The 13,606-nt window shown below is 59.3% G+C and carries 15 protein-coding genes; 10 read left to right on the top strand and 5 right to left on the bottom strand.

Annotated elements, in window-relative coordinates; all coding sequences use genetic code 11:
* Positions 1–26 precede the first annotated feature (26 nt).
* The gene (locus D781_RS23740; protein WP_071823854.1) at positions 27–353 is read left to right on the top strand and encodes a hypothetical protein; all 327 of its coding nucleotides are present in this window, start codon (positions 27–29) and stop codon (positions 351–353) included.
* Between the two features lie 92 nt (positions 354–445).
* On the opposite strand, the gene D781_RS24235 is transcribed toward D781_RS23740, so the two are convergent.
* The 3 genes from D781_RS24235 to D781_RS17815 form a co-directional block, all read right to left on the bottom strand.
* Complete coding sequence (locus D781_RS24235; protein ID WP_233494142.1) at positions 446–592, bottom strand: hypothetical protein; 147 nt, start codon at positions 590–592, stop codon at positions 446–448.
* A 54-nt stretch (positions 593–646) separates the two neighbouring features.
* Positions 647–949, bottom strand: a complete 303-nt coding sequence (locus D781_RS17820) for a contact-dependent growth inhibition system immunity protein (protein WP_015673725.1) — start codon at positions 947–949, stop codon at positions 647–649.
* Between the two features lie 153 nt (positions 950–1,102).
* Positions 1,103–2,035 (bottom strand): LysR family transcriptional regulator, encoded by a 933-nt coding sequence (locus tag D781_RS17815; protein ID WP_015673724.1) that lies wholly within the window; start codon positions 2,033–2,035, stop codon positions 1,103–1,105.
* A 99-nt stretch (positions 2,036–2,134) separates the two neighbouring features.
* Here D781_RS17815 and D781_RS17810 point away from each other — a divergent pair, with 99 nt between their 5' ends.
* Both D781_RS17810 and D781_RS17805 read left to right on the top strand, forming a co-directional pair.
* Positions 2,135–2,569 (top strand): DMT family transporter, encoded by a 435-nt coding sequence (locus D781_RS17810; protein ID WP_015673723.1) that lies wholly within the window; start codon positions 2,135–2,137, stop codon positions 2,567–2,569.
* Between the two features lie 10 nt (positions 2,570–2,579).
* Entirely contained in the window at positions 2,580–3,032 is a 453-nt protein-coding gene (locus tag D781_RS17805; RefSeq protein WP_015673722.1) for a DMT family transporter, read from the top strand.
* A 220-nt stretch (positions 3,033–3,252) separates the two neighbouring features.
* Here D781_RS17805 and metK read toward each other — a convergent pair whose 3' ends face one another.
* Positions 3,253–4,407: a methionine adenosyltransferase gene (gene metK / locus D781_RS17800; protein ID WP_015673721.1), complete on the bottom strand. Its 1,155-nt coding sequence runs from the start codon at positions 4,405–4,407 to the stop codon at positions 3,253–3,255.
* 982 nt (positions 4,408–5,389) lie between these two features.
* On the opposite strand from metK, the gene speA reads away from it, so the two are divergent.
* The 3 genes from speA (at position 5,390) to rluF (ending at position 9,388) form a co-directional block, all read left to right on the top strand.
* On the top strand, positions 5,390–7,366 hold the full coding sequence (speA, locus tag D781_RS17795; protein WP_015673720.1) for a biosynthetic arginine decarboxylase: 1,977 nt from the start codon (positions 5,390–5,392) through the stop codon (positions 7,364–7,366).
* A gap of 198 nt (positions 7,367–7,564) precedes the next feature.
* The gene (speB, locus tag D781_RS17790; protein WP_015673719.1) at positions 7,565–8,485 is read left to right on the top strand and encodes an agmatinase; all 921 of its coding nucleotides are present in this window, start codon (positions 7,565–7,567) and stop codon (positions 8,483–8,485) included.
* A 57-nt stretch (positions 8,486–8,542) separates the two neighbouring features.
* Positions 8,543–9,388, top strand: a complete 846-nt coding sequence (gene rluF, locus D781_RS17785) for a 23S rRNA pseudouridine(2604) synthase RluF (RefSeq protein ID WP_015673718.1) — start codon at positions 8,543–8,545, stop codon at positions 9,386–9,388.
* 146 nt (positions 9,389–9,534) lie between these two features.
* Here the strand turns inward: rluF and D781_RS17780 are convergent, their stop codons facing one another.
* Positions 9,535–10,773, bottom strand: a complete 1,239-nt coding sequence (locus D781_RS17780) for an MFS transporter (protein WP_015673717.1) — start codon at positions 10,771–10,773, stop codon at positions 9,535–9,537.
* Positions 10,774–11,157: 384 nt separating this feature from the next.
* Between D781_RS17780 and D781_RS17775 the strand changes: the two genes are divergently transcribed.
* Genes D781_RS17775 through D781_RS17760 form a run of 4 tightly spaced genes read left to right on the top strand, consistent with a single transcriptional unit; the run spans position 11,158 to position 13,602 of the window.
* Positions 11,158–11,475 carry a non-heme iron oxygenase ferredoxin subunit gene (locus D781_RS17775; protein ID WP_015673716.1) on the top strand — a complete coding sequence of 106 codons (318 nt, stop codon included), beginning with the start codon at positions 11,158–11,160 and terminating at the stop codon, positions 11,473–11,475.
* A 3-nt stretch (positions 11,476–11,478) separates the two neighbouring features.
* Positions 11,479–11,787 (top strand): recombinase-like helix-turn-helix domain-containing protein, encoded by a 309-nt coding sequence (locus D781_RS17770; protein WP_015673715.1) that lies wholly within the window; start codon positions 11,479–11,481, stop codon positions 11,785–11,787.
* A gap of 19 nt (positions 11,788–11,806) precedes the next feature.
* Positions 11,807–12,850, top strand: coding sequence for an aromatic ring-hydroxylating dioxygenase subunit alpha (locus D781_RS17765; RefSeq protein WP_015673714.1), 1,044 nt, complete (start codon positions 11,807–11,809; stop codon positions 12,848–12,850).
* Positions 12,847–13,602, top strand: coding sequence for an SDR family oxidoreductase (locus D781_RS17760; RefSeq protein WP_015673713.1), 756 nt, complete (start codon positions 12,847–12,849; stop codon positions 13,600–13,602). Before D781_RS17765 ends, D781_RS17760 begins: the two co-directional genes overlap by 4 nt.
* Positions 13,603–13,606 lie beyond the last annotated feature (4 nt).

The following is a 13,606-nucleotide window of genomic DNA, read 5'->3' as shown; positions in this document are numbered from 1 at the left end:
ACTGAGAGGCAATAGGAGGTGGTGATGTGGCGATAACTGAAGAAGCATTATTAAGGTCAGGTTTTACGGCGAAAGACATACGGAAACTCAGAAATAATAGCGCCAACTATGGCTCAACCATGGATGTCATAGTTTCAGGCTTGGCAAACCGATTTTTGATCAATGTGTGGGTAACATTGGGTGTTTTTGCTGTCTGTCTGATAGCCTTGGTCCTGGGTTCCGTTGGCAGTGCTTTATCAGGCGTAGTTGCCGGCTTATTTGTCTTGTTAATCGGCTGGTTCACTGTCCCTGCTGGTCTGGCGTATAAGTCATGGCGTTTCAGAAAACAGACTCACGAGCAATTTATTCGTTGAGTATCGGTATCGGTGGCTTGCTGCTAATAGCCGAATTTGTTCCAAAAAATCCTTTGTCGTTGTTCCCCATAGCTCTGGTAATACATCGTTCCCTATCGAGCACTGAATTCCTCATCAAGCGACTCTGGGTATGCCTCTTCAAATTCGACGATATCCGTGCTCAAGGTATCGATCTTCGATGATGGGTTGTCTTGAAGATAGAAGCTCATAACGCCGGGAAGGGTTGTCGCCCCTGTGATTTCGTAGCTATCCTGCCCGAAATAAATTTGTATCAGATGTTCGAGTGCGGAAAGTTACCCATGATCTTTACGCAAAGTTTGAATGACTTTTTCGAGGAACGTCCGGGTGGAGTACCCCCATGCTGTTGGAGAAAATTCCCCTTCAGCTAGATTTATAAAGGCAAACTCAAGTTGCGTATCATCCGGGTATAAACCCAGAAACATTTGGGCTTCATGCACTGTTTTTTGCACAGTCATAACATTTTCGATGTCCCTATAAGACTCAAGAATCTCCTCTACGGACTCCCCGAATAAATCGCAATCTTGTCCGAAAAAAACACGGACCAGAGTACCAAGGTTAGGTGTTTGAGGTGCCATACATTCCCTTATCTGATAATTGGATAGGCGGTCAAAATGTAATAGGGTTTACCGTTGTACACTTTTGCCTAGGCGTTATAAATCGTGAGGTTAGGTTAACACTGGGCTATTCCCTAAATCGGCGACAGGATACGTAAAGGGAAGAGATCAAGGTCAAAACTGCCAGTAAAGCGGCTCGCCAAACGCCTCCACATAGTGATCGATCACCGCCCTGACGTTCAGCGGCGGGCGGCGGGCGTGCGGATAGATGGCGGCGATCTGCTGCGGCTCGGTTTTTATCGCCGTCTCAAACTCCGGCAGCAGTCTGACCAGCTCGCCGTTTTGCAGCCGATCGCCCATCAGCCAGTCGGGAAACAGCACCAGCCCCATGCCGCCCAGCGCGGCGACCAGCAGCGTTTCCGCATTGTTGGAGGTTAACAGCGGGGAGAGCGGGTAGTGCACCCAGGCGTCGCCGGGCGCGCGGAACAGCCAGCGGTTCGGCCCGGACGAGCCGCGATACACCAGACAGCGGTGGCGGCTGAGATCCGCCGGGCTGTGCGGCGCGCCGTAGCGGCGCAGGTAGGCCGGTGAGGCGGCGAGGTAGTAGCGCTGCTCGCCAAACACGCGGGCGTGGAAGGAGGAGTCCGTCAGCGTGCCGATGCGGAAGATGACGTCCGCGGCGTCGCGGTGCGGGTCGATATAGTCGTCGGTCTGCACAAGATCGATCAGCAGGCGGGGATAGCGGGCGGCCAGCGCGGGCAGGGCGGGCGCCACGTGGCGCTGGCCGAAGAACACCGGCGTATTGATGCGCACCAGCCCGGACGGCTCCAGCGCCCGCTCCTGCAGCTCTTTGCGCGCCTCGTCGAGCTGTTCGGTCATGCTGCGCGCATAGTCGATAAACAGCCGCCCGGACTCGGTCGGCATCACCGCGCGCGTATTGCGGTAAAACAGCTGCTGCCCCAGCGCGTCTTCCAACTGATGAATGATGCGCGAAACCTTGGAGGCCGAAATGCCGCGCCGCCGCGCGACAGCGGAGAAGTTCTGCGCGTCGAAGACCTCGATAAAAATCTTTAATGCGCTGACGTTAATCGCGTCGCTATCCAGCATTGATGCAAATCCTGCAAAGGTGTTTAACAGATTATACCGTTTTTCTTCATTTTCCGCCGCTGTAAGCTTCTCCGCCTGATTCATCGGAGAGCATTTGCTATGCAACTTTTACTGATTTTACTGGTTATCGCGGGCGGGATGGGCCTGTCGGTGGAGGCGGGCCTGCTGGGGCCGCTGGGCGGCGAGGTCGGCGATCTGTGGGCGACTTTCAGCATCTTTGGCGTCGGCGCCGCGCTGACGTTTCTGCTGATGCTGTTTTTCAGCCCGCGCAACAGCCCGTCGTTTTTTGCCCAGCCGGGCTGGCAACTGCTGGGCGGCGTGCTGGGGCCGGTTTATGTGGTGATCCTGACCGTGGCGACGCCCGCTATCGGCGTTGCGCTGACCATGATCGGCGTTCTGGCCGGGCAGGTTTTCAAAAGCCTGATTATCGACCACTTCGGCCTGCTGGGGACGCCGCACCGCAAAATAGACGCCAGACGCCTTCTCGCGCTGGTTTTCATCATCGCCGCGCTGGCGCTGGTCGCACAGGGTTAAGGGGGACGACATGACGATATTGATGATTCTGCTGGCGGTGGTCGGCGGCGCGATGCTGAGCATTCAGGCGGCGATCAACGGCCAGCTGGGCAGCAAGGTGGGCGTGTTCCGCAGCGCCTTTCTGACCTTTTCCGTCGGCGCGTTGATTACCGCGCTGCTGATTTTCTTCTTTGAACCCAAGCAGGCGGTCAGCCTGCTGGATGTGCCGAAATGGCAGCTGCTGGGCGCGCTGTTCGGCGTGCCTTACATTGTGATTATGGTGTTGGCGGTGCAGCGCATCGGCACGGCGGTAGCGACGGTGGCGGTGATTTTCGGCCAGCTGACGATGAGCATGCTGATCGACAACTTCGGCTGGCTGGGCAATGCCGCCATGGGCTTCTCCGCCAGCCGGCTGGGGGCGATTGTCTGTCTGGCGATTGCGCTGGGCTTTATCTACGCCAGCAGCCGGACGAAATCGGCGTAAGGGACGATGGCAGGATAAAAAAAGGCCGGGCATGATGCCCGGCCTTTGAGGTTGATAACAAAGTGGTCTGAGAGTCCGAGATACTCGGGCCTAGCGTAACGAGGGGCACTCTGGCGGCTTACGCCGCTACGACCCCATCGCCACGCTCTCCCTAATAACAGGCTTTGTCAGCAGTCTGAAAGGCCGGGCATGATGCCCGGCCTTGCTGTTTGGCGCTGATTTATTTCAGGCCGGCGGCGTCGCGCAGCAGGGCGGCCTTGTCGGTCGCTTCCCACGGGAAGTGTTCACGGCCGAAGTGGCCGTAGGCTGCGGTTTCGCGGTAGATAGGCTTGAGCAGATCCATCATCTGAATCAGGCCGTACGGACGCAGGTCAAAGAACTCGCGCACCAGCAGGGTCAGCTGCTCGGTCGGCACTTTCTCGGTACCGAAGGTTTCCACCATGATGGAGGTCGGCTCCGCCACGCCGATGGCGTAGGAAACCTGGATTTCGCAGCGGTCGGCCAGGCCGGCGGCAACGATGTTTTTCGCCACGTAGCGTGCGGCGTAAGCGGCGGAACGGTCAACTTTGGACGGATCCTTACCGGAGAAAGCGCCGCCGCCGTGGCGCGCCATGCCGCCGTAGGTATCAACGATGATTTTACGTCCGGTCAGGCCGCAGTCGCCCATCGGGCCGCCGATAACGAAACGGCCGGTCGGGTTGATGTGGTACTTGGTGCCGGCGCTCAGCCACTCGGCAGGCAGAACCGGCTTGATGATCTCTTCCATCACCGCTTCTTGCAGATCTTTTTGCGCGATCTCTTCAGAGTGCTGGGTGGACAGCACCACCGCGTCGATGCCGACGATTTTACCGTCGTCATACTGGAAGGTAACCTGGCTTTTCGCATCCGGACGCAGCCACGGCAGGGTGCCGTTTTTACGCACTTCGGACTGGCGCTGCACCAGACGGTGCGCATAGGTAACCGGCGCCGGCATCAGCACGTCGGTTTCGTTGGTAGCATAGCCAAACATCAGGCCCTGATCGCCAGCACCCTGTTCCAGCGGATCGGTGCGGTCCACGCCCTGATTGATATCCGGCGACTGTTTGCCAATCGCGCTCAGCACCGCGCAGGAGTTGGCGTCGAAGCCCATATCGGAGTGCACGTAGCCGATGTCGCGTACGGTGTTGCGGGTGATCTCTTCGATATCGACCCAGGCGCTGGTGGTGATTTCACCGCCAACTAACACCATGCCGGTTTTCACGTAGGTTTCACAGGCAACGCGGGCTTTCGGATCCTGCTCCAGGATGGCGTCGAGTACGGCATCGGAGATCTGGTCGGCAATTTTATCAGGATGTCCTTCGGAAACGGATTCAGACGTGAAGAGGTGTTTAGCCATTGTATTCTTTACCTTGCATAAGACGGGTGGAAATTACTGCACAGCGCTGGAGATCCGGGCATCGAAGCGAAGGGTCTTCCGCTGATGGCGCGAGATGCATCCTGCAACGCCCCTCAGGCAAAGCCGTTAAGCAGTTTTTTCGGTTAACCAGTATATCCCTTCGTCTTCCACTCAGGCGGCGTCGTTGGCAGCCCGTTGACGTTCATCAGGTATATAGATGGATTAACATCTGGACGTCTATTTTAGGTTATGCTTTAGCCGGATTGCCAGTATTTTTTTGTCGTTTATCACTTTTCCGCCGCCGCACTGACGCCATTTTCATCGCTTGAAACAGTTTGCGGCAAATTTTCATTTTGCATTTTGCCCGGGTTATCGGTATAAACTGCGCGCACGGCTCATTTGCTGGCCAATACGGCGACAGAAGTTGTAAAGGTCTGTGAATCCGCTGCAGGCGTCCCGACGGACGCTGCCGCTTCATAGAACGGTCACGTTCTTACACTACTATTTAGAGGTCTGGTCGTTCTGCGGAACGACGCGCGTGGAGGTGGTTGGATTAATGATCCGTTGTCTACCGGCTGTTGGTTCCCGACAGCAGTGCCAGTCCGGCACCAATTCTTCAGTTATCTCCCGTCTTTTCTCTATATCACCTACCCGGTGTGATAAACACCTGGGCGCTACTCAGGATTCTCGGGCCGGCTAAACCCGCCTGACCGACGTTGCCGTCAGGCTGCGCCGGGCCGGCTGGTATTTCGCTCGTCTGAAGCACTGAACAAGGGTAGCCTGCAGCCTTCCTGTGGGATGTTTCTTGGCCTGATTCACGAGGTTTGAACAGGGTGTCTTACAATTATAGCGTTAACCAACCGATCGCCGGACGCGAACGGCCGGCCGATATGCCGCCGCCGCGCCAGGCTGGGTTGTTCTCGCGGGATGTAGCTGCGATAGTGGCTGACTACGTCGTCAGAACGGGAAGTGAGGCAAATTAATGTCTGATGATCGACTAAATAACCGCGCGTCAGCAGCGGGTGAACCAGTTTCTTTGCGCTCCATGCAGGAGGTTGCCATGAATGATCGTAACGCCAGCAAGATGCTGCGTACCTATAACGTCGCCTATTGGGGCAATAACTATTATGACGTCAATGAGCGCGGCCATATCAGCGTGTGCCCGGACCCGGACGTTCCCGGTGCGCGCGTCGATCTTGCTGAACTGGTAAAAGAGCGTCAGAAAGAGGGGCAGCGCCTGCCGGCGCTGTTCTGCTTCCCGCAGATCCTGCAGCATCGCCTGCGTTCGATTAACGCCGCCTTTAAACGGGCGCGCGAGTCGTTCGGCTATCAGGGCGGCTATTTCCTAGTGTATCCGATCAAGGTCAACCAGCACCGGCGCGTGATCGAATCGCTGGTCAACTCCGGCGAACCGCTGGGGCTGGAAGCCGGCTCCAAGGCGGAGCTGATGGCGGTGCTGGCGCATGCCGGCATGACCCGTTCGGTGATTGTCTGTAACGGTTATAAAGACCGTGAATATATTCGTCTGGCGCTGATCGGCGAAAAACTGGGGCACAAGGTGTACCTGGTGATCGAGAAGATGTCGGAAATCAATCTGGTGCTGGAAGAGGCGGAACGCCTGAACGTGGTGCCGCGCCTGGGGGTGCGTGCGCGTCTGGCCTCCCAGGGCTCCGGCAAATGGCAGTCCAGCGGCGGCGAAAAGTCCAAGTTCGGCCTGGCGGCGGTGCAGGTGCTGAAGCTGGTGGAAACCCTGCGCGAGGCGGGGCGTCTGGACAGCCTGCAGCTGCTGCACTTCCACCTCGGGTCGCAGCTGGCCAACATCCGCGATATCGCCACCGGCGTGCGCGAGTCGGCGCGTTTTTACGTTGAACTGCACAAACTGGGCGTCAATATCCAGTGCTTCGACGTGGGCGGCGGCCTGGGGGTCGATTACGAAGGCACCCGTTCGCAGTCCGACTGCTCGGTCAACTATGGCCTGAACGAATACGCCAATAACGTGATCTGGGGCATCGGCGATGCCTGTAATGAGCACGGCCTGCCGCACCCGACGGTGATCACCGAATCCGGCCGCGCGGTCACCGCGCACCATACGGTGCTGGTGTCCAACGTGATCGGCGTGGAACGCAACGAATTCAGCGAGCCGGAGCCGCCGGTGGCGGACGCGCCGCGCGCGCTGGAAAGCATGTGGGAAACCTGGCAGGAGATGAACGAGCCGGAAAACCGCCGCTCGCTGCGCGAATGGCTGCACGACAGCCAGATGGACCTGCACGACGTACACACCCAATACGCGCACGGCATGCTGGATCTGACCAAGCGCGCCTGGGCGGAGCAGCTGTATCTGAACATCTGCAACAAGATCCAGCAGCAGCTCGACCCGAGCAACCGCGCCCACCGGCCGATTATCGATGAGCTGCAGGAGCGGATGGCGGACAAGTTCTACGTCAACTTCTCGCTGTTCCAGTCGATGCCGGACGCCTGGGGGATCGACCAGCTGTTCCCGGTGCTGCCGCTGGAGGGGCTGGATCAGCCGCCGGAAGGGCGTGCGGTGCTGTTGGACATCACCTGCGATTCGGACGGCACCATCGATCATTACGTTGACGGCGACGGCGTGGCGACCACCATGCCGATGCCGCCGTACGATCCGGAGAACCCGCCGGTGCTGGGCTTCTTTATGGTCGGCGCCTATCAGGAAATCCTGGGGAATATGCACAACCTGTTCGGCGACACCGCCTCGGTTGACGTGTATATCTTCCCGGACGGCACCATTGAAACCGAGCAGTCCGACGACGGCGATACCGTGGCCGATATGCTGCAGTATGTGCAGCTGGACCCGACGGCGCTGCTGGCCAAATTCCGCGATCAGGTGAAAGAGACCGACCTGGACAATGCGCTGCAGGCGCAGTTCCTGGAAGAGTTCGAAGCCGGCCTGTACGGTTATACTTATCTGGAAGACGAGTAATGCTGCGGCGCGGATGGCGTCATCCGCGCCGACTTGAAGCCTGAGGCAAATCAGGCGATAATTCAGGCCATCAGCAGCGCTGAAAAGAACGTTTAAATAAATCCCTTCCTCGTCGGGCTAACGACGCGGAAGGGATTTTTTTTTGTTGGGCCTGTGACGTTGCGCCGCGGGCGAAATGTTGAACGATGAGGATTTACTATGAGCACCTTAGGTCATCAGTCCGATACTTCTTTAGTGTCCAATGCCTTTGGTTTCCTGCGCTTTCCGCTGAATTTTATGCCGTATGACAGCGATGCGGAGTGGGTGATCACCGGCATTCCCTTCGATATGGCGACCTCCGGCCGCGCCGGCGGGCGTCACGGGCCGGCGGCGATCCGCCAGGTGTCCACCAACCTGGCCTGGGAAGGCAACCGCTGGCCGTGGAGTTTTGACCTGCGTGACCGGCTGAACGTCGTTGACTGCGGCGATATCGTGTTCAACTTCGGCGATGCGCAGGATATGAGCGATAAGCTGCAGGCTCACGCCGAGAAACTGCTGCAGGCCGGCAAGCGCATGCTCTCCTTCGGCGGCGACCATTTTGTCACGCTGCCGCTGCTGCGCGCGCACGCCAAGCACTTTGGCAAGATGGCGCTGGTGCACTTTGATGCGCACACCGACACCTACGCCAACGGCAGCAAGTTTGACCACGGCACCATGTTCTATCATGCGCCGAACGAAGGCCTGATCGATCCGCATCACTCGGTGCAGATCGGCATCCGCACCGAATTCGACCATGATAACGGCTTTACCGTGCTGGATGCGGCGCAGGTGAACGATCGCGGCGTGGACGATCTGCTGACCCAGATCAAACAGATCGTCGGCGATATGCCGGTATACCTGACCTTCGACATCGACTGCCTGGATCCGGCCTTTGCGCCCGGCACCGGCACGCCGGTGATCGGCGGTCTGACCTCCGATCGCGCGCTGAAGCTGCTGCGCGGCATGCAGACGCTGAACATCGTCGGCATGGACGTGGTGGAAGTGGCGCCGGCCTACGATCGGTCGGAAATCACCGCGCTGGCCGCGGCGACGCTGGCGCTGGAAATGCTGTACCTGCAAGCGGCGAAAAAGCAGGCGTAAGCGAGAGTTGTGTAAACCCCGGCCTTGCCAGAGGCCGGGGTTTTTATGGAGACAGATATGCTGGCCAAACCCTCTGTACGTCTGAACAAATATATTAGCGAAAGCGGGATCTGCTCGCGTCGCGATGCCGATCGTTATATCGAACAAGGTAATGTTTTTATTAATGGCAAGCGTGTGGCGCTGGGCGATCGGGTATTTCCGGGAGACGTGGTCAAGGTTAACGGCCAGCTCATCGAACCGCGTAGCGAAGACAACCTGGTCTTCATTGCGCTGAACAAACCGGTAGGCATTGTCTGCACCACGGAAAGCGGCGAAAAAGACAACATTACCGATTTTGTGAATCACAGTACGCGTATTTTCCCGATCGGGCGATTAGATAAAGACTCGCAGGGGCTGATATTCCTGACTAACCACGGCGATCTGGTGAACAAGATCCTGCGGGCCGGTAACGAGCACGAAAAAGAGTATCTGGTGACGGTCAATAAACCGGTCACCGATGAATTTATCCGCGGTTTAGCGGCGGGCGTACCGATGCTGGGTACGGTGACCAAAAAATGCAAGGTGAAGAAAGTCTCCGCCTCGGTGTTTCGCATCGTGCTGGTGCAGGGGTTAAACCGCCAGATCCGTCGTATGTGTGAACATTTTGGCTATGAGGTCACCAAGCTGGAGCGCACCCGCATTATGAACGTCGGGCTGGCCGGCTTACCGCTGGGAGACTGGCGGGAATTGACGGATGACGAACTGATCGCGTTGTTCAAACTGATTGAGGATTCCTCGTCGGAAGCCAAACCGGCGAGCCGAAAGCCGGCGGTCAACAAGGCTAAAAAAGCCAGTAAACCCGCCGAAGCGCCGGTCGGGCGCAAGCGGTTCACCCAGCCGGGCCGTAAAAAGAAAGGGCGTTAACGGCAGTGCTGCGCTGCCGGCAAATCCATCCGGCGGCGTAGCCGCTACTTTCAGCCGTCTGGAGGCGTCCGCCCTTTATCGTCGGCCGCCGGGATGAACGGCTGCGCGATTAGAGGAAACGCCTTTAAGATCCGCGGCTTCGTTGCTTACGGGCGCTGCAGCAGCGCCCGGGCCTGGCGCATTTTGCCCAGCAGCACGCCGCCCGCCAGCAGCGTGACCAGCTGTGAGGCGATCAGCACCGCAAACCCGGACGACACCGTGCCCTGAGCGGCCATCACCCATCCCATCAGCAGCGGAATAAAGGCGGAAAACAGATTGCCGATTCCGTTGATAATGCCATAGGCGCTGCCGACCGCCTGCGGCCTGGCGTAGTGCTGCAGCAGCGTCGGGATCGCCGCGCCCTGCAGGCCCCAGCAGGCGTTGGCCGCCAGCAGGAAAAAGGCGATCCAGCCGGTCTGGCCGCTGTTCATCAGCCCGGCAACGCACAGCGCGGTGGCGCCGCCGCCGATGACGAAGATCAGCGGCGCCTGCTGCGGACGCATCCGGTCGAGCAGCGCACCGCCGAGGTATTTCGCCCCGATGCTGACGATAAACGGCAGCGACGCCATGGCTCCCATCTGCTTCAGCGAAAAGCCTTTTTCATCGATCAGGTAGGCCGGCAGCCAGGCGCTGGAGCCCCACAGATAGCTGAGGGTGGCGATCTCCACCAGCATAATCCAGCCGAGCATCGGCGTATGCCAGGCGTCGCTGAAGGTGCGCCAGACGCGCGCCAGCACCGGCGATGCGTCACGCGGCGGCGGCGTGTTGTGCGCCGGACGGATAAACGCGCGGATCAGCCACAGCCCGGCCAGCAGATTGAAACCCGCCAGTAAATAAAACGACATCGCCCAGCCGAAGTGGGCCATCAGAAAGCCGATCAGCGGAAAGCCGATCGCCAGCCCGAGCGAGACGCCGAGCGCGCTGACGGCGTTGGGCTTGCCCAGCTCATTGGCGGCAAAGTGGTCGCTGATATACATGGTTTTCAGCGAAAACAGCGGCCCTTCGCTGACGCCGAGCAGGGCGCGCACCAGCAGCAGCCACAGGACACTGCCCGCCAGCGGCGAGGCGGCGGTCAGCAGCGCCCACAGCAGCACGCTGAGCGTCAGCGCGCGGCGGTAGCCCATCAGCGTTTCCAGAAACGGCGTCAGCAGCAGCGCCGCCAGGCCGTAGCCGAGCAGAAAGGCGGTCATCAGCGTGCCCTGCTGCAGCCGGCTCTCCCCGAGGCCGAAGTGGTGCAAAAACGCCGGGTTGACCACCATCACGGCGATATTTACCCGGTCGATATAGGCGATCACGATCAAAAACAGCAGGGCGAACACGCCGTACCAGCGCTGACGAGCATTCACAAAGCACTCCTTAACACGGTGATAAACCTGTACGGCGGGCGAACGGGCGTTCGCCGGGCCTGAAGGCGGGATTATGGACCTGAATGTTAAATTATTGTTTCGATAAACACGCCTCTCACGGCGAGAGAAAACTTTTACGCCGCTTGTCATGCAAAAATCAACGCGTTTTTGCATATAAATTCACGATGTAATGCATAAATACCATCGTATTTTCATATCGGTGCATTTTTTCGTGATCTCCTCCGCATTTGTAATCTTTAAACAACCTTTTATTAACAATTGTCGCCTTGCTCCCTTGACGAAACATTCGCCAGTTTTATAGTGGGCGTATTAAATAAGAAACTGAGTTTCATATATGAAACAAAGAGATAGAGGGTTTTAGCAATGAGCTGGAAGAACGTGTGCGAAGTGTCTCAGGTTAAAGAAGATTTCCCTTACTCGGCGACGGTAGACGGCAAAGAGATCGGGGTGTATCTGATCGACGGGCAATATTACGCGCTGGAAGATGTCTGCCCGCACGCCTACGCCTTGCTCAGCCAGGGGTTTGTCGACGACGGCAAAGTGGAGTGCCCGCTGCATGAAGCGCTGTTCGACGTACGCACCGGCCAGTGCCTGCGCGAACCGGGCGGCCGCGATCTGCAAACCTTTGCCACCCGCGTGATTGACAACCAAATCCAGATCACCGTCATCGAGGAGGAGTAATTGATGCAACACATTACCGATTTCAACCCGTGGCTGCCGGACACCCAGCAGGTGATCCCGGCGCGCGAGGGCGGCAACGGGCAGATCCATCAGCCGGGCCACTATCAGAATGTGATCTGGCAGACGCGCGCCCGCGTGCCGGACGGCTTTGAAACCGCGCTGGTCGCCGCGCTGGAGGAGATCTTCGACGGCGGCGCCACAGAGCTGGATCAGATCGTCAGCGCGCTGAATCAGCGCCGGCTGTTCGATCGCAACGGCCAGCCGTGGAACGAAGCGGCGTTCCGCGAATTCCTTCACGTTAACGGTTTCTGAGCAGCACTGGGAGAAGACAATGACAGCAAACACAACATCCTCCGCGCAGACTTTACAGAACTACCTTGACCAGGGCTTACGCGGCATGTGGTATCCGGTGCTGGCCAGCTGGGAAGTGGGCAACAACCCGGTCGGCATCACCCGGCTAGAGCAGCAAATCGTCCTGTGGCGCGACGCGCAGGGCGCAATCCACGCGCTGGAAGACCGCTGCCCGCACCGCGGCGCGCGGCTGTCGATGGGCTGGAACCTCGGCGATCGCATCGCCTGCTGGTATCACGGCGTTGAAGTGGGCGGCGACGGCGAAGTGAAAGACGTGCCGGCGGTGGACCGCTGCCCGCTGGTGGGGCAGAAATGCCTGCGTTCCTATCCGGCGCAGGAGGCTCACGGCGCGGTGTTCCTCTACTTCGGCGTCACCGCCGACGAAGCGCCGCCGGAACTGATCTTCCCGCAGGAGCTGGCCGATGAAGCGGCTTACAGCAACTTCCTGTGCACCGCCAGCTGGGACTGCAATTATCAGTATGCGTTGGAAAACGTGATGGACCCGATGCACGGCACCTATCTGCACTCTTCGTCGCACTCGATGGCGGAAGGCGACCGCAAGGCGGATATGGCCCTGGAGCCGACCGACAGCGGCTTTATCTTCAAGAAAAACGGCCAGATCGGCGTCAACTTCGACTGGGTGGAGTTCGGCAACAGCGGCGCCTACTGGATGCGCCTGTCGATCCCGTACAAACAGCGCTTCGGGCCGGGCGGCCACTTCTGGATCATCGGCATGGTGGTGCCGGAAGACAAGGATCACTGCCGGGTATTCTTCTGGCGTATCCGCAAGGTGAAGGACTGGCAGCGCGATCTGTGGCGCTTTATGTACCGCAACCGTCTGGAGGCGCTGCACTGGGACGTGCTTGAGCAGGATCGCATCGTGCTGGAGAACATGGCGCCGAACGCCCGCAGCCGCGAATACCTCTACCAGCACGACGTCGGGCTGTCGCGCCTGCGCCGCATGATGCAAAAAGAGGCGCAAAAACAGTTGGCGATGCTGAGCGAGCTGGAGGCGGCGCAGTGAGCGGCCTGCTGGCGGACAAACGCATCGTGGTCACCGGCGCGGCGCGCGGCCTTGGCCGCAGCTTCGCCGCGGCGATCGCCGAGGCCGGCGGCCGGGTGGTGATGTGCGACATCCTGGCGGACGAGCTGCAGAGCGCGGCGGCAGCGCTGCGCGAGCAGGGCGTGCAGGTTGAAACGCAGACCATCGATCTGGCGTCGCCGGACTCGATTCGCAACGCCTTCAGCGCCATTGGCGCAGGCGGCGCGATCGACGGTCTGGTGAATAACGCCGCGCTGGCGACCGGCGTCGGCGGCAAAACCATGATGGAATACGATATCGAGCTGTGGGACCGCGTGATGCAGGTCAACGTGCGCGGCACCTGGCTGGTCAGCCAGGCGGCAGTGCCGCTGCTGGCGCAGCGGCCGCACGCCAAGATCGTCAACGTGGCGTCCGACACCGCGCTGTGGGGCGCGCCGCGCCTGATGGCCTACGTGGCCAGCAAGGGGGCGCTGATTGCGATGACGCGTTCGATGGCGCGCGAGCTGGGCGAACAGAACATCTGCGTCAACGCCATCGCACCGGGCCTGACGCGGGTGGAGGCCACCGAATATGTACCGGCGGAGCGCCACCAGCTGTACGAGCAGGGGCGGGCGCTGAGCGGAGCGCAACACCCGGATGATGTGACCGGCAGCGTGCTGTATCTGCTGTCGCCGCTGGCGAACTTCGTCACCGGTCAACTGCTGCCGGTGAACGGCGGTTTCGTATTCAACTGACCGC

The organism is Serratia sp. FGI94, from assembly GCF_000330865.1.
GTDB classification, from domain to species: Bacteria; Pseudomonadota; Gammaproteobacteria; order Enterobacterales; family Enterobacteriaceae; genus Serratia_B; species Serratia_B rubidaea.
The sequence above is the reverse complement of the archived record's forward strand: the minus strand, read 5'-3'. Positions and strand labels throughout refer to the sequence as shown.